23 protein-coding genes are annotated in these 18,721 nt (G+C 43.6%); 1 reads left to right on the forward strand and 22 read right to left on the reverse strand.

What is annotated here, in order from left to right; translation table 11 throughout:
- Positions 1 to 137: 137 nt before the first annotated feature.
- The 8 genes from P7J36_RS08600 to P7J36_RS08635 form a co-directional block, all read right to left on the reverse strand.
- Positions 138 to 1,496 carry a glycoside hydrolase family 32 protein gene (locus P7J36_RS08600; RefSeq protein ID WP_408551860.1) on the reverse strand — a complete coding sequence of 453 codons (1,359 nt, stop codon included), beginning with the start codon at positions 1,494 to 1,496 and terminating at the stop codon, positions 138 to 140.
- A gap of 18 nt (positions 1,497 to 1,514) precedes the next feature.
- On the reverse strand, positions 1,515 to 3,125 hold the full coding sequence (locus P7J36_RS08605; RefSeq protein WP_408551862.1) for an ABC transporter substrate-binding protein: 1,611 nt from the start codon (positions 3,123 to 3,125) through the stop codon (positions 1,515 to 1,517).
- A gap of 254 nt (positions 3,126 to 3,379) precedes the next feature.
- The gene (locus P7J36_RS08610; protein ID WP_023369721.1) at positions 3,380 to 4,267 is read right to left on the reverse strand and encodes a carbohydrate ABC transporter permease; all 888 of its coding nucleotides are present in this window, start codon (positions 4,265 to 4,267) and stop codon (positions 3,380 to 3,382) included.
- A gap of 9 nt (positions 4,268 to 4,276) precedes the next feature.
- Positions 4,277 to 5,197, reverse strand: a complete 921-nt coding sequence (locus tag P7J36_RS08615) for an ABC transporter permease (RefSeq protein WP_408551863.1) — start codon at positions 5,195 to 5,197, stop codon at positions 4,277 to 4,279.
- A gap of 157 nt (positions 5,198 to 5,354) precedes the next feature.
- Entirely contained in the window at positions 5,355 to 6,341 is a 987-nt protein-coding gene (locus P7J36_RS08620) for a LacI family DNA-binding transcriptional regulator (protein WP_408551865.1), read from the reverse strand.
- Between the two features lie 156 nt (positions 6,342 to 6,497).
- Positions 6,498 to 7,043: a hypothetical protein gene (locus P7J36_RS08625; protein WP_408551866.1), complete on the reverse strand. Its 546-nt coding sequence runs from the start codon at positions 7,041 to 7,043 to the stop codon at positions 6,498 to 6,500.
- Positions 7,044 to 7,421 carry a glyoxalase/bleomycin resistance/extradiol dioxygenase family protein gene (locus tag P7J36_RS08630; RefSeq protein ID WP_002935876.1) on the reverse strand — a complete coding sequence of 126 codons (378 nt, stop codon included), beginning with the start codon at positions 7,419 to 7,421 and terminating at the stop codon, positions 7,044 to 7,046. It abuts the gene before it with no gap.
- An 84-nt stretch (positions 7,422 to 7,505) separates the two neighbouring features.
- Entirely contained in the window at positions 7,506 to 7,859 is a 354-nt protein-coding gene (locus P7J36_RS08635) for a DUF2500 domain-containing protein (RefSeq protein ID WP_029179546.1), read from the reverse strand.
- 142 nt (positions 7,860 to 8,001) lie between these two features.
- Here P7J36_RS08635 and P7J36_RS08640 point away from each other — a divergent pair, with 142 nt between their 5' ends.
- Entirely contained in the window at positions 8,002 to 8,808 is an 807-nt protein-coding gene (locus P7J36_RS08640) for a peptidylprolyl isomerase (RefSeq protein ID WP_408551867.1), read from the forward strand.
- 26 nt (positions 8,809 to 8,834) lie between these two features.
- Here the strand turns inward: P7J36_RS08640 and P7J36_RS08645 are convergent, their stop codons facing one another.
- The 14 genes from P7J36_RS08645 to P7J36_RS08710 all read right to left on the reverse strand — a co-directional run bounded on the left by P7J36_RS08645 (position 8,835) and on the right by P7J36_RS08710 (position 18,720).
- Positions 8,835 to 9,524 carry a 5'-methylthioadenosine/adenosylhomocysteine nucleosidase gene (locus P7J36_RS08645; protein WP_408551869.1) on the reverse strand — a complete coding sequence of 230 codons (690 nt, stop codon included), beginning with the start codon at positions 9,522 to 9,524 and terminating at the stop codon, positions 8,835 to 8,837.
- Positions 9,525 to 9,532: 8 nt separating this feature from the next.
- Positions 9,533 to 9,853 carry a cell wall synthase accessory phosphoprotein MacP gene (gene macP / locus P7J36_RS08650; RefSeq protein WP_024376764.1) on the reverse strand — a complete coding sequence of 107 codons (321 nt, stop codon included), beginning with the start codon at positions 9,851 to 9,853 and terminating at the stop codon, positions 9,533 to 9,535.
- Positions 9,854 to 9,863: 10 nt separating this feature from the next.
- Positions 9,864 to 10,409 carry an NUDIX hydrolase gene (locus tag P7J36_RS08655; RefSeq protein WP_408551871.1) on the reverse strand — a complete coding sequence of 182 codons (546 nt, stop codon included), beginning with the start codon at positions 10,407 to 10,409 and terminating at the stop codon, positions 9,864 to 9,866.
- 8 nt (positions 10,410 to 10,417) lie between these two features.
- Positions 10,418 to 11,800, reverse strand: a complete 1,383-nt coding sequence (gene glmU / locus P7J36_RS08660) for a bifunctional UDP-N-acetylglucosamine diphosphorylase/glucosamine-1-phosphate N-acetyltransferase GlmU (protein ID WP_408551873.1) — start codon at positions 11,798 to 11,800, stop codon at positions 10,418 to 10,420.
- Positions 11,801 to 12,030: 230 nt separating this feature from the next.
- Positions 12,031 to 12,297, reverse strand: a complete 267-nt coding sequence (locus tag P7J36_RS08665) for a hypothetical protein (protein ID WP_408551874.1) — start codon at positions 12,295 to 12,297, stop codon at positions 12,031 to 12,033.
- A gap of 84 nt (positions 12,298 to 12,381) precedes the next feature.
- Positions 12,382 to 12,855: an ASCH domain-containing protein gene (locus P7J36_RS08670; protein ID WP_398582697.1), complete on the reverse strand. Its 474-nt coding sequence runs from the start codon at positions 12,853 to 12,855 to the stop codon at positions 12,382 to 12,384.
- Positions 12,852 to 13,403: a GNAT family N-acetyltransferase gene (locus P7J36_RS08675; protein WP_398582698.1), complete on the reverse strand. Its 552-nt coding sequence runs from the start codon at positions 13,401 to 13,403 to the stop codon at positions 12,852 to 12,854. The genes P7J36_RS08670 and P7J36_RS08675 overlap by 4 nt, the downstream gene beginning before the upstream one ends.
- 12 nt (positions 13,404 to 13,415) lie before the next feature.
- The gene (locus P7J36_RS08680) at positions 13,416 to 14,117 is read right to left on the reverse strand and encodes a 3-oxoacyl-ACP reductase (RefSeq protein WP_398582701.1); all 702 of its coding nucleotides are present in this window, start codon (positions 14,115 to 14,117) and stop codon (positions 13,416 to 13,418) included.
- Positions 14,110 to 14,346, reverse strand: coding sequence for a DUF2829 domain-containing protein (locus P7J36_RS08685; protein ID WP_004194840.1), 237 nt, complete (start codon positions 14,344 to 14,346; stop codon positions 14,110 to 14,112). Before P7J36_RS08685 ends, P7J36_RS08680 begins: the two co-directional genes overlap by 8 nt.
- Positions 14,347 to 14,430: 84 nt before the next feature.
- Positions 14,431 to 15,255: a DUF1129 domain-containing protein gene (locus tag P7J36_RS08690; protein ID WP_408551875.1), complete on the reverse strand. Its 825-nt coding sequence runs from the start codon at positions 15,253 to 15,255 to the stop codon at positions 14,431 to 14,433.
- Between the two features lies 1 nt (position 15,256).
- Positions 15,257 to 16,051, reverse strand: a complete 795-nt coding sequence (locus tag P7J36_RS08695) for a DUF1129 domain-containing protein (protein WP_408551877.1) — start codon at positions 16,049 to 16,051, stop codon at positions 15,257 to 15,259.
- Position 16,052: 1 nt separating this feature from the next.
- Entirely contained in the window at positions 16,053 to 16,370 is a 318-nt protein-coding gene (locus tag P7J36_RS08700; RefSeq protein ID WP_408551878.1) for a PadR family transcriptional regulator, read from the reverse strand.
- A complete protein-coding gene (locus P7J36_RS08705) occupies positions 16,367 to 16,531 on the reverse strand; it encodes a hypothetical protein (RefSeq protein WP_408551879.1) in 165 nt (54 codons plus the stop codon). The genes P7J36_RS08700 and P7J36_RS08705 overlap by 4 nt, the downstream gene beginning before the upstream one ends.
- A 185-nt stretch (positions 16,532 to 16,716) precedes the next feature.
- Entirely contained in the window at positions 16,717 to 18,720 is a 2,004-nt protein-coding gene (locus P7J36_RS08710) for an ABC transporter permease (RefSeq protein WP_408551880.1), read from the reverse strand.
- Between the last annotated feature and the right edge of the window lies 1 nt (position 18,721).

Here is an 18,721-nt window from a genome sequence, read left to right on the forward strand (position 1 = left end):
CTTACCGTGGCGATTTTTCTTTTTGAAAGTTTGAAAAGCTATGATGGGTAGGGCATAACCAACTACGGGAATGATTCGTCCTGCATTATACAGGACTTCTCTCGGAGTGAAAGAATAATTTAAGAGGGCAAATAATATTATAGAGCGTTTAGAATAATCTGACCTTCTACGTAGAAGGTTGATGTCAAGGTTTCTTGACCATCGTTAATAAAGATTTCCAAACAGTTGGTGTCAATCAAGACTAGTAATTCTTTCGCTTCGACGGTCACTGCTCGGCGGACAGTTGACCACTCCTCCTCACCAGCTTGCTGGATCTTAAGAGAACTACGGTCAATATAGACTTCCTGTCTTTCTTTATCATAGCCAAATTGCAGGTAATCTTGGTCGCTTCCAAGTTTCAGCTCCAAACTATCTTCCAGTTTAAGAGAGAGCTTGCTTGGACCTTGAATATCTTGACCGATTTCAATTTCTTCAAAACCTGCTAAAACACTGGTTGGTACAACTTGAAGCAGGTCTTTTTGACTTGGTTTGAGAATGCGTGGAAGGGTCATCTGACCGTACCACTTATGGCCTAGGTCATTGGTCACCAACTTGCGACCCCAAGTATGCATCCAGGCTATCATGACACGCTCCCCTTCTGGACCTTCGGTAGTCTGAGCTGCATAGAAATCATGACCATGGTCAATTTCTTTGAAGGATTCTGCCACAAAGACCTTTTTATCCCAGTCTACATGACCTGTCACAAAGATATTGGAGTTGATATTGATAAAGTCATTCCCGTCTTTTTGGTAACGCATTGGAGAGATAATCAGGTACTCTTGACCGTCCACTTCAAAGTAGTCAGGACATTCCCAGACAAACCCTTGGTTGGCCTCGCCTTTCAAGAAGATAGACTCAAATTTCCAATCCGTCAGGTTGGGAGAGCTGAGTAAGACGATACAGCCGACATTGTCCTTGTGCTTGGTTGCGACAACAGAGTAGTAGTGACCATCTTTCTCAAAAATCTTCGGATCGCGGAAGTCATTGGCAATGACTTCTTCTGGCAGTCCATCTGCTGTTGCGACTGGATTCTGCTCTATTTTTTCAAAGTGAATACCGTCAGTTGAGAAGGCCATGTTCTGAACTTGACTAACCGTCCCGTCTTCATTGACGATGTGACCTGTGTACATGAGCCAGAGGACATCATCCTTGACAATGGCAGAGCCCGAGAAACAGCCGTCTTTATCGTAATCTTTATCAGGAGCTAGGGCAACTGGAAGCTGTTCCCAGTTGACCAAGTCCTTACTTTTCGCATGCCCCCAGTGCATTGGCCCCCAGACACTTTCGTAAGGGTTGAATTGGTAGAACAAATGGTATTCTCCACGGAAGTAGATAAATCCATTGGGGTCGTTCATCCAGCCTGTTTCTGGTGTTAAATGGGCTTTCGGTTTGAAAACCGGATTGACCTTTCCTTTTTCTGCTTGAATGTATGCATTGGCTTTTTCAACTGTTTTCACAGGCAACCTCCTTTTTGATTACTGATTTTCTTTGTATTGATCGTAGTATTTTTGCTTGATAGCTAACCAGTCAGACAGACCGTAGCTTTCCAATTCTTTCAAATAGCTATCCCATTCTTCTTCAATGCCGCCGTTCACAATCCATTCTGCACGTTTGCGGTAGATGAAGTCGTTCATATCTGCTTCAACTTGAGCAATCTTATCCAAATCTTCTTGTTCCATGAAGACACGAGGGTAAATATCATCGTTGGTCACATAGTCAAGATAAGTAGCGTGCATCAAGTCCAAACGCCATTTAGCATCATCTGGCATGGTGGTCACTGTACCGTAGTATTCATCAAGAATAGCAAGAGGTCCACCAACTTCTGTCTTCTGACGCAATTCGCCTGGAGCTGTACCGTTCAATGGTAGGTGTTTGAGGCTATTGGTTGCCGCATCAAGTTCAAAGATGTTTTGTTGGGTTTCATCTCCATAAGTCCCCCAGTTGTTTTGAACTGATTGAAGCGGAGCGTATTGGGCATCAATCCACTTGGCTGTCAATTCCAAGTTTTTATTGGCTGATGTGATGACCATGCGGTCACGTTGGAAGCCCATACCGTTTGTACGAGTGATGTGCTTGGTTCCATCAGGACCTGCCAAGACTGGCAAGATGTCATAGGTATCGTTCATACCTGTCACATTTGCCTTATCCCAAGTAAAGTAAACACCATAGAGATTTTCACTTCCTTTAGAGATGTAAGTGTTCCAATCTTGTTCAAACGCTTCAGGATCTAGAAGACCTTTTTCTTGAAGGGTACGCATAAATTCAACACCTTCTTTGTAGTCTTCATTGTCCGCTGTGAAGTCAACAGTTCCGTCATTGCTGACAACTAAGTGGTCATCATTATCACCGATACCGAATGCACCAAAAAGAATTTTGAAGTCCTCATTTCCTCCACCATTGATGAAGCCCATTGGAATTTCATCCGCCTTGCCGTTTCCGTTGGGATCCTTGGTCTTGAAGGCTTCAAGGACCTTAAGCAAGTCGTCCGTTGTTTTTGGCATTTCAAGACCGAGTTTGTTCAACCACTCTTTGTTAATCCAAGCAATATCGTTAACGGTGTGAATTGATTCCTTACCTTCACCTAACTCTTCAATCCATGGGAATGAGTAGATATGGCCGTCTGGAGCCGTAATCATAGAACGGTATTCTGGATTTTCATCCAAAATTTTCTTGAGGTTTGGCATATACTCATCAATCAAGTCTTCAACTGGTACGATGACCCCTTGCTTAGCCCAGTTCATCAATTCCACATCAGAAGCACCATCGTTGTGAATGGCATCTGGTAAATCACCTGAAGCAATGTCCAAATTCCGTTTTTCTCCAAAGTCTGACTGATAGTTTGTCCATTCGATATGAACACCTGTTTCTTCCTCTAGGCGTTGGAAAATCAGCTTATCATTCGGATCCGCTGGGGCTAAAGGCGAACTTGCTGTCATAAACTTAAGCGTAACGGATTTTTCCAAAGGGAACTGGACATCTGTTAATTCATAATCAGGGCTTGATGCAGTATTTTTTGAACCACAAGCAGCCAATAAAACGGTACTTGCAAGAAGCGTAACAACTGTTTTTCCAAATTTGTGTTTCATCAGAAACAACCTCCTATAATTTGTAAATTAATTTTTGAGATTATCTTTCATTTTCCTTTTATTACTAGCTCTAAAGGTTTTGAGAACCTTTAAAGGTGGGAAATAGAGGGAACTACGTTCCTATCAAAAGCTGAAGGCTGTACTAACCTACGGCATAGCGAGTTCAAATAATGTAACATTATTTGAAGCTGGAGATAAGGAAACGAAGTTTCCTCGTTTGTCGACGTAAGAAAAGAGAAAATGGAAGATATTTATTAACCTTTTAATGAACCAGCCATAATACCCTTGTCAAAGTATTTCTGGAAGAATGGATACATGACAATGAGTGGCAGGCTAGAGATGACAATAGTCGCATACTTAATCATTTCTGCGATTCGTTTCATTTCATTCATAGCAGCCTGAGCCCCAATCATATCCTTGGCAGGCTCACTTTGAATGAGGATTTTCCGTAGCACGAGTTGGAGTGGTTCCAAGTCTGGATCCTTAATGTAAATCATGGCATCGAAGTAAGAATTCCATTGACCGACAAAGGCATAGAGGAAGAGGACAAACATAATTGGTTTTGCCAGCGGGATCATGATTTTCCAGAAAATCTGAAATTCATTGGCACCGTCCATTACCGCTGCTTCTACCAACTCATCTGGCAAGCCTTGGAAATAGGTTCGTGCCAAGATGATATTCCAAACATTGACTGCACCAGGGATAATAATGGCCCAGACGGTGTTCAGCATACCCAAATCTTTAACCAAGAGATAAGTCGGAACAAGTCCGCCACCGAAGAACATGGTGAAAACGAGGAAGGCATTAATCCATTTTTTCCCAACCAAATCTTTTTTAGAAAGTGGATAGGCAGTCATGACTGAGATAGCCACTGTCACAAAGGCAAAGGAGAAGGAATAAAAGAGAGAGTTGAAAAATCCGCGTAGAATAGACTTGTCTGAAAATACCCGTTGATAACCTTCTACTGTCCAGTCCTTTGGATCAAAGCTAATGCCCTTGCTGACCAAGGCCTGCGGATCCATGAAGGATGCGACTAGGATATAGACCATAGGCACAACTGTTATGAGAACAAGAAATGCTAGCAAGATTTTATTGACAATCAGCATTCGCTTGTCAAATTTTGTGTACATTTGTGTATTCATACGAACCTCCTATAAGCCTTGTCCGTCGTTAATGCGTTGGACAATCTTATTGACTGCAATCAGCAGGATAATATTGATAAAAGCATTGAACAAGCCAACCGCTGTTGAATAAGAGTAGTCACCTGACACCAAACCGATTTTATAGACATAGGTAGAAATAATTTCAGAGCTGGTTAGGTTGAGGGAGGTCTGCATTAGGAAGGCTTTTTCATAGCCAACGTTCATGATGCCCCCAGCTGCCAGGATAAATTGAATGACCATGACTGGTTTCAGTGCAGGCAAGTCAATGTGCCAGATTCGTTGGAAGATGTTGGCACCGTCTAATTTAGCCGCTTCAATCAAGGCTGGATCAACATTGACCAAGGTAGCTGTGTAGAGAGTCGATGCCCAGCCCATTCCCTGCCAGATACCACTTAAGATATAGAGCGGTCTGAAGAAGTCTGGGTCTGTCAGGAAGTTGGCTTCAATACCAAATAGACCAAGGATTGAGTTGACTGGTCCTCCTACTGAGAAGAAGAGGAAAATCATACCGACGATGACAACGACTGAGATAAAGTTTGGAGCATACAGTACCAATTGAATCCGTTTTTTAGCCTTATCGCTCAATAATTGATTGAGCATGATGGCCAAAATAATTGGTGGAAGAAATCCTAAGAGCAGACCGTAGACACTCAATTTCAAGGTGTTGGCAAGTAAGGTGCCGAAATTTGGAGAAGAGAGAAACTTGGTAAACTCTTCAAACCCAATCCACTCGCTACCAAGCACCCCTTTTAAGGGATTGTAGTCTTTAAAGGCAATCAGTACTCCGTACATAGGAATGTAACGGAAGATGAAAGTCAAGACCAAGCCTGGTAGTAACATCAGTAACAAGAGTTTCTGTTGCTTGATTCTATCGAATAGACTAGCTTGTTGCAGTTTTGATGTTTTCATAAGAACTCCTTTTTGAAACGTTTCAAATTTATTGATTTTAGAAAGAGGTCTAACCCTCCGTTTTTTGAAACGTTTCATTTTTCTTGTAAAAATAAAACCAACTGTTTATTGATGATTTTATTTTATCATTGTAACCGTTTTCTGTCAATCCCTATTTTTAATTTTTTGTCGTTTTTCCTTCAAGATAGGAAATCGGTAGAATGACTTGTAGGGGGCGCTCTCTTTTCTCAATAATATCAATTAGACAGGCAACGGCTTCCTGAGCCATAGACTCCAAAGGTTGACGAATGGTGGAAAGTTCTAAAGAGCGTTCACTTGCCAACTGAATACCATCATAGCCGATCACCTGCACATCTTCTGGAACCCGTCGTCCCAGTTTTTCCAAGACAGCAAGAGTATCTAGGGCTACAAAATCATTGATGGTGAAAATGGCGTCAACCTGTGGATTTTTAAGCAAAAAGGCTTCGACTTGATCGACAAAGTCATCATATGGCTCTTCCAAGTCCAAGATCTGACAAGGAAAACCTGCCTCTACAATCCGCTTTTCAAAATACAATCTGCGCTTCTTGGTTTCATTGATAGTTTTATTGTGCCCACCGATAAAGGCAAAATGTCGACCTCCTTTTGCAATCAAGGTATCCGCTACCAGTTCCGCACCAGCTTGGTTGTCCGAGCTGACACAAGGGATAGCCTTGTTTTCATAGGTGCGGTCGATACTGACGAATGGGATGTTAGAAGATAAGTAATCCTCGATTGGACTGTAGGTAATGGCAATAATTCCGTCAACCTTATTTTGCTGGAGCATGGTTAGGTAGTCCAGTTCGCGCTTGGGGCCTGAGATATTACAGAGCAAGAGCTTGTAGTTTTTCTTACTCAGTTCCACTTCAACATGATAGGCAAATTCTCCAAAAAAAGGATGCCAAACTGTCGGAATAATCAAAGCGATGGTTTCGGTTTTGTTCTTCTTCATGCCACGAGCATAGACATCTGGGATGTAATTCAATTCCTTAATGGCTGTATTGACTTTTTCAAGCGTACTTTCCTTAATACCTGGCTCATTGTTGATAACTCTTGATACAGTCCCAACGCTTACACCAGCAACCCGCGCAACGTCTTTCATGGTGATTGATTTTTGCTCTTCCATGGTTTACCCCTTTCTTTTGAAACGTTTCAATAATTTACACTAGAATATCATTGATAGCGTTTTCTGTCAAGAAAAATTGACTTGTTAGCACATAAAAACACCCAAAAAGCTAGAATTATTCTAACTTTTGGGTGCCGTTTAAAAATCTTTCCTATTTTATTTGTACATCTTCTTCATTGGGTGTTTTGCAAGTACTTCTGGGTGATTCTCGAGAGCTACTCTGCCTTTTTCCGTCAGGGCATAACCTCGGACAGTAAAGTAGGGAGCTAGTTTTTCCTCCGTCAAGTTGTCCTTGAGGGCAGTGTCGAGGTCTGCCGCCTTCATCTTGGACAGGCCTGTCACGCCTTCTGCCTTGAGGATATTTTTCTTAGCAGTGGAGGTGATGTGGTCCAGCGAATCAAATGCTGACTCCACATAGACATAACCGTCTGCGATCAACTGCTCCATGTGAGCAGGACCATTGATGCCATACATATACTCGAAATATTTTGAGTAGGGTGTCGTCGTTTCAAAAGAACCCAGGCTAATCCGCCATAGCAAAATAATATCTCCTGGCAAAATTCCTTCTTCTAGCCGAACCATATTGCGTTTGGGAACAGGCTTGGCTTCTAAGAGCCAGGTCGCTAGGTCACGCTCGGGGGAGATATAGGGTTTGACCTCGTGGGCTTTATACATTTCTTCAACACGATTCTGGAGTGACATTTACTTTACCTCACGAATTGCGTAATAATTTCCATCATTGTCTGCAAAGCTAATTACCTTCATGAAACCAAGGTCCATGACTGGATTCGTTGTGACACCACGTTCAACAAGTTCTTCGTAAGTTTTGGCTACATCTACTGATGTCATTAAGATTGATGGTGTACCTAAGTTTAATTCTGGCTCCATCTCAGCAACCTCCGCCTTATCATGAAGTACAAATTGTACCTCACTATCTGATTTAGGTGCAATAATGTAAGAAGTTTGGGGGCCTTGCACTTGTTTTTCTACACGTTCAAATCCCATTTTCTCTTTCCAAAATTGAGCTGAAGCCTCAATATCATTCACATATAACATAACTTGTCCGATTGATTGAATCATCTTAAATACCTCTTTTGCGTTGTACGAACATGTGTTCAAACCATTATACACTAGATAGAGATATTCTCCAAAGAAAAACGACTCTTAGAGCCGTTCAAAACCTAGGAAACGAGTCCCCTGAAAATGCAGGGTGCCTACATCTCCCTCTGCTAAAAGGGCATATTCATCTGAACGAAGGCGAAATTCCTGCCGTTTTCCCTCCCATTCAAACGTTACATAATAATTGGTTCGTGCTACTTCGTTACCAAAAACATGGGTTCGTTTAGAGACAAGCTTAGCCTTGCAAGATTCTTTGGGCGCCCGATTGTTGTGGTGCCATTCCATAAAATTTTTAATGATATGGAAACAAACCGTCGCTAATATGATCGCGGAAAAACTGTAGAAAAGGACCGTATGCCATACTAGGCTTCCATCTGGGGCAAACAAGTTCTCAAACATCATTATTCTCCTTTCGTATCTGTAAATATAGTATATCATATTGTTGAATTAGATACACTTTTTATACTAGATAAAAATTGAAAAAATCCATATTTCATGGTAGAATGAGCATAATTTTGAACAAGACAAGAAAGGATTTTCAATGAAAAAAATACTAGCTCTTGCTCTAGCTTCGAGCATCTTGCTAACTGCCTGCACAAACAACTCGACAGCTAATAGCTCATCTTCTACAGCATCTAGCTCTAGTTCAAGCTCGACTACGACAGCTGATACAACTGCTTCTAGCCAATATGCCAAAGATTTGGCATACGCCATTAACAATCCCAAAGCTACATTCCCTCAACTTTCTAATGAAATTGGTGAAAATGAGGCTGCTGTTAAAATAAAAACAACCGAAGGCGATATCACTATAAAACTCTTCCCCGAGCAAGCACCACTAACTGTGGAAAACTTTCTGACTCATGCGAAGGAAGGATACTATAATGGAACGATCTTCCATCGTGTCATTAAGGATTTCATGATTCAAGGTGGCGATCCTCTTGGAAATGGTACTGGTGGAGAGTCTATCTGGGCCGGAAAAGATACTACTATCGATGCTGGGAATGGTTTTAAAGACGAGATTTCAGCTTTCCTTTATAACATTCGTGGCTCACTTTCTATGGCAAACGCTGGCGCGGGAACAAATGGAAGTCAGTTTTTCATCAATCAAAATACAACAGACATGTCTAGCCAACTCTCCAGTTCTAGCTATCCTGGTAAAATCATTGACGCTTATAAAAACGGAGGCAATCCAAACTTAGATGGCAAGCATACCGTATTTGGTCAAGTCATTGAAGGGATGGACATCGTGGATAAAATCGCTTCAGTCGAAACAGACACTAGCGATAAACCTAAAACAGATGTTAAGATTGAGTCAATTGAGATTCTGAAAGATTACACTTTTGAGTAAACAAAACCCAGCCACACGGCTGGGTTTTATGCTTGTTCCAAAAAGGCAATCAAGGTTTGGGCAGACCGCTCTCCTGCCTGAATAATAAATTCATCAAAGGTGATGTTGGCATCTCCCTGTGCAGTATCACTCATGGCACGGATGACCAAGAAAGGTTTGCCTGTATTGACTGCTGCTTGGGCGATGGCTGCTCCTTCCATCTCCACGGCAAGGACTTCTGGAAAATGATGCTTGATTGTAGCAATTTTATCTTGACCTGCGATAAAACTGTCACCTGTCACAATCAGACCCAGATGACTGGTTATTTCCTGCTCTGCCAATACGCTAGTCAACTTTTCTAATAGGGCTTGGTCGGCTGGATAATACAATTCCTGCCCTGCCATTTGCCCGTAAGCATAGCCGAAAGCCGTCACATCCACATCGTGGTAAGCTAATTGATTCGCTACCACCACATCACCGATGGCAATACCTTCGGCAACAGCTCCTGCCGAACCTGTATTGACAATGACATCAACCGAAAAACGATCTGCCAAAACAGCCACGGACATAGCTGACATAACCTTACCGATACCTGACTGAACAAGAACGACTTCATGTTGACCGATTCGTCCCTGATAGTAAGTTCGACCCAAGACATCGCACTCCACCTTGTCTTGTAACTGCTCCACCAAAATCTTCAGCTCCTGAGGCATGGCTGCGATAATTCCAAATTTCATCTCTTCTCCTAAATAAATAATACTGCAATGATAAACATTATCAGTAAGATGATGACCCAAAAAAGGATTTTGTTTACCTTACTGCGGAAAGCTTCTCGCTTGATGGTTTCGATACGGCGACTTTTTACTACAGTAGGTTTGACCGGGATTCGGATCGTTTGTCCCTCTTCATATCCCTGATAATCTTCTTCTAGATATGGATCGAATAGAGCATCATCCATTGATATATCCTGGTTTGGACGATAGTGTCCAAACTGGCTAGATTGGTCGGAATACTGTTTCTTTTTCGCTTTCTCTAAAATTTCATCCGTCAACAAGGGCTTGCCCATTGCTAGTTTCCTACTTTCTCATGAGTTGTAAATATTGGATAGCCATGATGGTCTTTGCATCACAGATATCGCCAGTAGCCACCAAGTTCAAAGCCTCTTCCATGGTTACCTCATGTAATTCGATAACCTCATCTTCATCCATTGGACGAGGATTTTCAACTTTTACCAAACTATCAGCAAGATATAGGCGAATACGTTCATTACAGAAACCGATGGCTGAATAGAAATCTGCCAACAAGGTCAGGTTATCACTAGTATAGCCTGTTTCTTCTTCTAATTCACGCAAAGCAGCATCTTCAAGCGTATCTTCTTCGCCCAGCTCCAATTTCCCCGCCGGAATCTCGTAAATGGCACGCTCAATGGCTTTGCGGTATTGTTTGACCAAAATCATTTTACCATCTGGTGTGACTGCTAAGACACAGACCGCTCCTTTGTGAAAAATCAGTTCGCGTTTGCCTGTCTTGCCATCTGGTAGAAGAACATCATCAACAACGACATCAAAGATATGCCCCTTGAAAATCTCTTTGCGCTCAATGGTTTTCTCTTCAAAATTCATGGTATCACCTATTTTTGGCTTGGGTGGAATGGGAAGCGGGTCGCATAGCCTTCCTTGTTTTCCTGACGACCACGACCAATACCGATGGCATCCTCTGGAATATCTTTTGTAATAACAGAACCTGCAGCCAACAAGGCATTGTCCCCAATAGTTACTGGTGCGATAATGGTTGAGTTTGATCCGATAAAGGCGTTGTCGCCAATGGTCGTCTTGAATTTGTTCTTTCCATCGTAGTTGACAGTAATGGTACCTGCACCAACATTGACATTGCTGCCGATAGTTGCGTTACCCAAATAGGTCAAGTGACCTGACTTGGTTCCTTCGCCCAATGTCGAAGCCTTGACTTCCACAAAGTTTCCAACGTGAACATCTTTTTTCAGATGACTGTCTGGACGGATATGGGCGTATGGTCCCACCGTCACACCTTCTTCAATGACAGATTCTTCAATGTCTGAGTTGCTGATGACGACATCTGCTGCAATTTTCGCATCGCGTACACGAGTACCATTGGTTAAAACAGTACGTTCACCAATCACAGTTTGCCCTTTCAAGACAACATTAGCTTCGATAACAGCTTCTGCACCAATCTCAACATCAATATCAATATAGGTTGCATCTGGGTTGATAAATGTCACTCCATTGACCATGTGTTTTTCATTGATTCGTTTGCGCATAACAGCTTCTGCAGTCGCAAGAGCGACGCGATCATTGACACCCAAACTTTCATCAAAATCACGCAATACATAAGCACCAACCTTCTCGCCTGCCTGACGGAAAATCGAAATAACATCTGTCAGATAGTATTCACCTTGGGCATTGTCCGTATTAATATCTTTAAGCGCTTCAAAAAGACGTTTATTATCAAACAAGTAGGTTCCTGTATTGATTTCTTTCACTTGTTTTTCAAAATCGTTGGCATCTTTTTGCTCAACAATTTTTTGCACTTCCCCATCAGCATTGCGAATAATCCGACCATATCCGAATGGGTTATCAGCCTGAGCTGTCAAGATAGTCGCAACATTCTTATGGCTGACATGAAAGTTAATGAGGTTCTTCAAGCTTTCTCCTGTAATCAGCGGTGTATCCCCTGCGATAACAAGGGTCTGACCTTCCAAACCTGCAAGAGCTGGCTCAGCCATCATAACGGCGTGGCCTGTCCCCAGTTGTTCAGATTGAAGGGCAAACTCTGACTGCCCTTCGAGAACAGTCTGCACCAATTCCGCCTTGTGCCCCACAATCGTCACGGTTTTTGCAGGTTCCATGGCATCCACTGCACGCTTTACATGCTCCAACATGGTAATTCCTGCCACCTTGTGTAAAACCTTTGGCAAGTCAGACTTCATACGAGTTCCCTTACCCGCTGCTAGGATAATTGCGTAGTTATTGCTCATAAGTATCTCTCTTTTCAATAGTATAATCCTATTATAGCAAATTTTGATGTTTTTGGAAAATTGCAGAACTCCAATTGTCTGGGAGACAGTTGGAGGTTGGAAATGAAGCAACCCGTTAGTTACATTAAGGATTGGGGAAAATTTGGAAGTCGGAAATGGCTCGAACATAATTCGCTTCAGTCGTAGAAGACTATTTAGATATAAAAAAGGAGCCTGAGCTCCTTATAATCTTAATGAAATAGCTGAAATCCTCTTTGACCATCTGCTCTTGCTTGCTCCGTCAGGGCTTTAAATTCCTCCCAGACAGGGCGTTCTTGGTCTGTAAAACGGAGATTGGCGCCTGGAAGACTAGCCTTGGAAATCATCTGAACAAATCCTGACAAACTATTTGCCAAAGCCACTCCTTCCTTACTAGCCACCTCTTCCTTGGCCACAAGCAAGGCCGACTGCAATTTCTCCGTCAGTTCTTTGCCGATTGATTCCTCTTTCCCAGCCAAAATGGGAGAAAGCTGGTCCAATAACTCAATGATGCGTTTTTTATATTATTATACAATAAAATCAAGGTACTCACAAGTGAAAACTTACATTTTAGGGTATACCAATTCAAATTCTTCACAGACAACCAGCATATCTTCTGAGAAGGTCAGACCTGCTTCCGCCAGCCAGATTGTGAAAAGTTCTTCGTGGACCTGCCGCCAGTGAGCCAAACTTTTCTCTTTTACGACGGATAATTCACCTTCCTGACGGAACTCGCCCTCCTTATAGGCATGGTCCGCTGTCACTTGGGAAAAGGGCGTCACATAGACCTTGATGGTCTGGATGATGCACACAGCCTGACCTTGCCCATCGAGAATGATGTCGTAGCCACCAGCCGTCGGGATTTCTTCTCCCTCGACTGCGTAGAGGGCATGGGCAGAGCTGGTCGAGGTTTTGATGCCTCTAGCCACCAAGTTAGCCAGTCGATCAGCTTCCGCCCCAAAAGCCCAGGCCTCTGGCTCAGGACCTGCTTGGGGATTGATGGCAAGAAATTCTTGCCAGAGTTGTGTTGGGGTCATGGTTTTTCCTTTCTAGAATACCATTCCTCTCGCGTCAATAAACTCACTCGTTCGGTACGAACTTCATCAATGAGTGGGAAATGCACATCTTCCAAGAGGTATTGGTATACAAAACCCAGCTTTTCTTGTACACGCAGAGACTTACTATTTTCTACAAAAGCACGGCACCAAATCTTGTCTAAACTCAACTGGGAAAATCCGTAATCCAGTAAAACTTGACTAGCTTCTGGAATGAGACCTTGTCCCCAAAATCCCTGGCCAAGCCAGTAGCCCAGTTCTGCTTCTGAATCTGGCAAATCAAGCCCGCTCTGCTTGCCAATCATCAGGCCAATACTGCCAATCACCTGGCCTGTTTCTTTGAGGACAAGGGCATAGGTTTCGGGTTGACTGAAGACTGTCTTGATAATCTCTCGACTTTCTTCCAGACTTTGATGAACTGGCCAACCTGCTGCGGGTCCTACATCTGGATGACTGGCCTGAGAAAATAAGTCAACTGCGTCTGACTCGCTCCAAGGACGGAGCAACAGACGATTGGTTTCTAACATCATATGATAACCTTTCTACTTCAAACTCCAGCCGCCGTCAATGGTGATAATCTGGCCTTGCATGGAAGCGAGCTTGCCAGTAGCCAGCATGAAGGTTAACTCTGCAATCTCTTGAGGCTGTGTCCAGCGTCCAATAGGCGTTTGGTCTGCCACCCAGTCAGCTAGTCCTCCAGGCTCAAAATCCTTCTGCGTCATCCCTGTCCGGACGGCTCCAGGGGCAATGCCAAAGACCTGGACCTTGTCCTTGGCATAGTCCAGTGCCAACTGCTTGGTAAAACCGGCCAAAGCGTGCTTGGAGGCGGTATAGGCTGAGCCTCCGCCGCCTGCAAGGCTAGAAGCAATGGAGCACATATTGATAATGATGCCGGACTGTCTGTCCACCATTTGCTGCAGATAGGGACGAGTCAGTCTAGTCACCGCAAAAAAATTAACCGCGAAGATGCGAGCTAATTCATCCTCCTCAATATCGAGGTGGGGGCGGTAATCGTCTAGAATACCTGCGGTGTTACAGAGAACATCGACTACTGTCTGGCACCATGAAAAGACTGGGCTTAAATCGCCAGTCAGGTCCAGCTGTAGAAAGTGGAAATCGCCTGCCAAATCAGGCTTGTCGGCCTGATCAATCCCGTAGACACGCCAGCCATTTTCCAAAAAAATCTCCGCCTGAGCTAGTCCAATGCCGCTGGAAACGCCGGTGATGAGGGCTGTCTTAGTCATGGACTTCTACCCAGTCGGTCGCAAGGACGTCACAAGGTGTCGGGCTCCACATGGAGAAGCCTTCGCCCTCGCCTGTCACGTTGATGAGGAAATAGGGCGTCGCCTCCAGCTTTTGCCCGTGGACCTCAATGGTGTCAAAGAGCTGGACGTAGTTCTCCGCTCCGCCCCAGCCTGTGCGAACGTACTTTTTCTTGGCTTTCAAGCCTGGTAAAATCTCTTCAAATGTCATGGTTTTACTCCTTTGTTGCTTTTCTCTCTTTCAACCATTATACCAAAAAATCAGACCACTCTAAAGAGTTGTCTGATCGTATTTCTACCCCACATTCTCCTTTTTCAATAGGAAAAATGTGCCTACAAGCGTGGAGAAAAAGGCAAGAACCATAAAGAGCAGAGGTAGCCAACCTGTCCAGTCCTGCGGTCCGTAGCCAAACTGGCTGGCCAGTAGCTGACTAAAACCGCTGAGAGCCGTTAGGACATAGGCTGGGATTAAGGTATCTACAATTGCTGACTTACTGCGATAGTAGAAGAGACCAGCTGCGATTCCTAGAATCACCAAAAGACTGGCCCACAAGGGCAGGGGAATACCCTCATAAAACTGCCGACTTATCCAAAAACGCAAGACAATCAACCCCACAAAGCTAAGCCCCCAGGTCCCCATCAGCAGATAGGACTTGATTTTTGACTGTTCATAGACTAGGTTCTTTAGGATGAAAAATGCAGAGCTGGGTAGAATGAGTGCCAGAAGCAAATCGCACAGTAAGCTCCGCCATTCTAGGACCATTTCACCAGTCACTCCAAACAAACCTAAGAAAAACCAACTAATATAGACAAGGGAAATCAATCCTGTTAACCGCAGACCATAGTACCAGCGAATGGGCGGCAGGTCAGACAAGAGTTCATCCGCCATTTGCTTGCTGTCTTTGCCTAAAAAATCCTCTGCTGACTGACCGTCTGCTTGGGCATCCAAGACATCTTGGTAGATTGAAAGCAAGAGTTCGGTCGCCCTTTCCTCCTGCTCATGAAAGGCTGATGCCAATATCAAGTAAGCATGGAGCTTACGCATATAGGCCTTGTTTTTCTGAGTCAACTTCCCCTGTAAGCTGCTAATAGCATTCAAATTTTCCTGTTGCTTGTTCATATTACTTCTCCTTTCTCACCAACAAAACCGCAGTTCCAATCCAAAAGGTAATAGCTGGAAGAATGACCAACATCAGATTGAGCCAAACTGGGACGGTCATGAACATATTTACCACACCGCCAACAATCATAAAGAGATAGGTCGGTAAAAAGACATAGCGGACTAATTTTTCCTTTTGGAAAAATAGCAGAGCGAGACCGAGTAAGGTGAGTGGCACTAGTAGTCCCCAGCCAGTCAAGACTAGGTCAGGTTCCTTGGGCATTGCCCAGAGACGAAGTCCACAAATCAGGAGAAAAAGAAGGGGAATGCAGAGAAAACTTGCCCATATCTTGATTTTGCTGGTCTGGTAAATCAAACCGCGAATGATGAGGAAAATCCCAGCGGGGAGGAGGAGGCTAAGTACCGCGTCGCATATCAGGTCCAGCCAGTTGAGGGAGATGGTTCCTGTCCCTGCAAAATCCATGAGCCATTGGCTACCAAGGTAAATAATGAGCATGAGGCCACTCAGGTTTGCAACTTCCACGAAACCAATCGGAGGGAGATAGCTGAGTAGGTCGTCCGCCATCTGCTTGCTATCTTTACCCAGAAAATCCTCCGCCGAAAGCCCGTCTTTTTGGGCTTCAAGAACATCTTGGTAAATGGATAGGAGCTGGGCAGTCACTGCTTCTTCCTGCCTGTGAAAGACAGAGGCAATCATCATGTAGCCATTGATACGGCCCATATACTCCTTGTTTTCCTTGGTCAATTGGCTTTCAATCACTTCAATCTGCTTGCGGTATTCCATTTGTTTGCTCATCTTATTCTCCTTTCAATCGCTGAACCTTTTGGACCAATTCCGTCCATTGGCTCCAAAAATCTTCTAGATAAACCTTTCCCTGGTCTGTCAGATAAAAATACTTCCTATCAGGTCCATCTGGCGAAGGCTTGTTCTGACTAAGAATCAGGTCATTTTTTTCTAGCTTCTGAAGGAGGGGATAGACTGTCCCTCCAACCATGTTTTCAAAGCCTTGATTTCTCAATTCCTGAACCAGCTCATAACCATAAATCTCCTTCTGACTGATGATTTGCAATACACAGCCATCCAGGACCCCCTTGAGCATCTGGGTTTCTTTCATAAGCCCTCCTCTTCCTCTGCAAAAAATCCAAACAGCAAGCCTGATGCTAACATGATGCCTAAGATCAAAATAGAATCCAAGGTCCAACCTGTTATAATCGCCGTCACAAGCGTGATGCCTGCTAGTTTCCAATTTTCTCGACTTTTCTTATCCAGTTTCATACTGCCTCCCTACCTAGTTTGTAATACCAACTAGTCTGATAAAAATAAAAGTGATTTTCTTTGTCTTCTATCACTAGTTTGTTTTACCTATTAGCCTTGTATCTATAGTGTAACACAAGGTGGCTAGTATGTAAAACAAAATAGTGAAAATTTGTAAAAAATTAAAAACTTGGGTCACCCCAAGTTTAGGAAATAATTTGTTTGTAAGATCGTGTTGTAATGGCATAGACCACTAGGTAGAGGAGGAGATAGCCTCCACAGATACCTGCTGTCACCTGTAACATAAGCCCTGCATTAACCACGCCGATAGACAAAAGAATGGATGATAGCATTTTGTAGGCAAAGGCAAGGTGGACAAAGGCAAGTAGGATAGGTAGGAAAAAGACGGTCAGCAATTGCTTGCGAATGGACTGTCTCGTCTGATCCTCATCCAGACCAACCTTAGTCATAATGACGAAGCGATCTCTGTCTTCATAGCCTTCTGAAATCTGTTTGAAGTAAATCACCAGCACCACCGCCATCAAAAAGATGAGCGATAGCAAGAGGCCAATGAAGAAAAGTGAACCTGCAAAACTGAAGAAACCACGCATCGCATAGGCACGGTAGGCGAGACTAATCGAGTTGGTACCATCTGGAAGAATATTAGAGCTCCACAGTTCGCTTTCAAAGTTTCCAAATACGAAAGCATCATAGCGATCTACCTGTTCTTCTTCTGGCAGACTGCTTTCAAAGCCCATATAATAACGAGTCTCAGCTTGATTTTCAAAAACAGCCAAGTCTTGAACAACAATGACCAGATACTGACTGAGAAGGAAGGAACCATGGTCTGGTAGATGTCCCAAGGTCACATTCTTGGGCAATACTTGAGCAATCTCCATCTCCTTTTCATCAAATCTGAGAGGTTGATCGGCTTGATACTGGACTCCCTTACTATAAATGGCCACTTGGTCAGATGCCAACTGGAGTTTTTCTCCCGTCATCTTTTCATAGGTGGCTTGATCAAGGATAAAACCAATACCCACTCGGTCAGAGTAAGCCATACCAGCAGCTTCTCCACCCGTCAAAAATTTTATTTGCTGATTTGTCACCTCAGAAAAATAGGCTTGTTGGTAAGGATAGACTACCTTACTTTCCACAGGGATTTGCGTTTCTTCAAAGATAGCATCCGCCCACTCCTCCACTTGTGATTTTGAAGTGGTTGGCTGCATTCCAACATCAATAGAATAATCATTTGGATTCTGATTGGTGACGTAGTCCTTACCACCGATGTAAATATTGAGTCCTCCAACCATGGTCACCAAGAACATGCTGGATAGAATAGTAATGGTCGCAAGGCCCAGAGCATTTTTCCGCATACGGAAAATCAAGTTGGATACAGAAATGAAATTATCTGGCTTATAATAATAGGTCTGACGGTTCTTTAACCAGTTTAACAGACTGATAACACCTGCTTGGAAAAGCAAATAAGTCCCAAGGATAACCAGTAATGTTGCTCCAAAGAAGCTTGGAACAGCTATCAGCGGACTGGTCACTAGCTGGGCAATGGCATAGCCTGCCCCCAATAGGATAAGGGCTAAGAGGGTTTGTAGCCAGAGGAAGCCTGTTTTTTTATCCCCACGTTTCTTGCCCTGAACTAGTTTGAGCGAGTCGGTCAAGCCCAACTTCCCAATATTAAAGAGGCTGACCAAGGCGAAAATGCCAAAGAGATAAACAACTACAATACCCAAGGTTTTTAGCTGAAAAGTTGATGCCAAGACCACAGGCATCTGCATAGCCTTCAGCAAGAGCGCATAGAAGAGTTTATCTAGAGCCAGTCCCAAGAGCAAGCCAGATAGAATGGTACCGACTGAAAAGACCAGATTTTCCAAGAAGGTCATCAAGAGGAGGTGTTTCTTCTCCAAGCCTAGAATGCTATAGACACCAAACTCTTTTGACCGCTGCTTCATGACAAAACTATTGGCATAGAAGACCATGATGGCAACTGCCAACATGACTACAATCATACCGAAGCCCAAAACCATGGTTACCCCATTGGCTCCCTTGACCTGACCTAAATCAGGATGAAAGGCCAAAGAAGTAAAAATATAGGCAATGGCTGTGGACAAGATGGTCATTAAGGCATAGGGAAAATAGAGCCTGCGGTTCTTTTTGAGATTGGTCAGAGCCAATCGAAAGGTTAGTCCAAACATA

This window comes from Streptococcus suis (assembly GCF_046032115.1).
Classification (GTDB): domain Bacteria; phylum Bacillota; class Bacilli; order Lactobacillales; family Streptococcaceae; genus Streptococcus; species Streptococcus suis_AJ.

Coding starts and splice junctions, on each gene's coding strand:
- P7J36_RS08625 (WP_408551866.1), bottom strand. CDS start 7,043: ATGTCACTCCAGAATCGTGTTGAAGAAATGTATAAAGCCCACGAGGTC.
- P7J36_RS08710 (WP_408551880.1), bottom strand. CDS start 18,720: ATGTTTGGACTAACCTTTCGATTGGCTCTGACCAATCTCAAAAAGAAC.
- P7J36_RS08605 (WP_408551862.1), bottom strand. CDS start 3,125: ATGAAACACAAATTTGGAAAAACAGTTGTTACGCTTCTTGCAAGTACC.
- P7J36_RS08635 (WP_029179546.1), bottom strand. CDS start 7,859: ATGTTTGAGAACTTGTTTGCCCCAGATGGAAGCCTAGTATGGCATACG.
- P7J36_RS08695 (WP_408551877.1), bottom strand. CDS start 16,051: ATGAGCAAACAAATGGAATACCGCAAGCAGATTGAAGTGATTGAAAGC.
- P7J36_RS08640 (WP_408551867.1), top strand. CDS start 8,002: ATGAAAAAAATACTAGCTCTTGCTCTAGCTTCGAGCATCTTGCTAACT.
- P7J36_RS08670 (WP_398582697.1), bottom strand. CDS start 12,855: ATGACCCCAACACAACTCTGGCAAGAATTTCTTGCCATCAATCCCCAA.
- glmU (WP_408551873.1), bottom strand. CDS start 11,800: ATGAGCAATAACTACGCAATTATCCTAGCAGCGGGTAAGGGAACTCGT.
- P7J36_RS08620 (WP_408551865.1), bottom strand. CDS start 6,341: ATGGAAGAGCAAAAATCAATCACCATGAAAGACGTTGCGCGGGTTGCT.
- P7J36_RS08700 (WP_408551878.1), bottom strand. CDS start 16,370: ATGAAAGAAACCCAGATGCTCAAGGGGGTCCTGGATGGCTGTGTATTG.
- P7J36_RS08630 (WP_002935876.1), bottom strand. CDS start 7,421: ATGATTCAATCAATCGGACAAGTTATGTTATATGTGAATGATATTGAG.
- P7J36_RS08645 (WP_408551869.1), bottom strand. CDS start 9,524: ATGAAATTTGGAATTATCGCAGCCATGCCTCAGGAGCTGAAGATTTTG.
- P7J36_RS08610 (WP_023369721.1), bottom strand. CDS start 4,267: ATGAATACACAAATGTACACAAAATTTGACAAGCGAATGCTGATTGTC.
- P7J36_RS08690 (WP_408551875.1), bottom strand. CDS start 15,255: ATGAACAAGCAACAGGAAAATTTGAATGCTATTAGCAGCTTACAGGGG.
- P7J36_RS08685 (WP_004194840.1), bottom strand. CDS start 14,346: ATGACATTTGAAGAGATTTTACCAGGCTTGAAAGCCAAGAAAAAGTAC.
- P7J36_RS08705 (WP_408551879.1), bottom strand. CDS start 16,531: ATGAAACTGGATAAGAAAAGTCGAGAAAATTGGAAACTAGCAGGCATC.
- P7J36_RS08680 (WP_398582701.1), bottom strand. CDS start 14,117: ATGACTAAGACAGCCCTCATCACCGGCGTTTCCAGCGGCATTGGACTA.
- macP (WP_024376764.1), bottom strand. CDS start 9,853: ATGGGCAAGCCCTTGTTGACGGATGAAATTTTAGAGAAAGCGAAAAAG.
- P7J36_RS08655 (WP_408551871.1), bottom strand. CDS start 10,409: ATGAATTTTGAAGAGAAAACCATTGAGCGCAAAGAGATTTTCAAGGGG.
- P7J36_RS08615 (WP_408551863.1), bottom strand. CDS start 5,197: ATGAAAACATCAAAACTGCAACAAGCTAGTCTATTCGATAGAATCAAG.
- P7J36_RS08675 (WP_398582698.1), bottom strand. CDS start 13,403: ATGATGTTAGAAACCAATCGTCTGTTGCTCCGTCCTTGGAGCGAGTCA.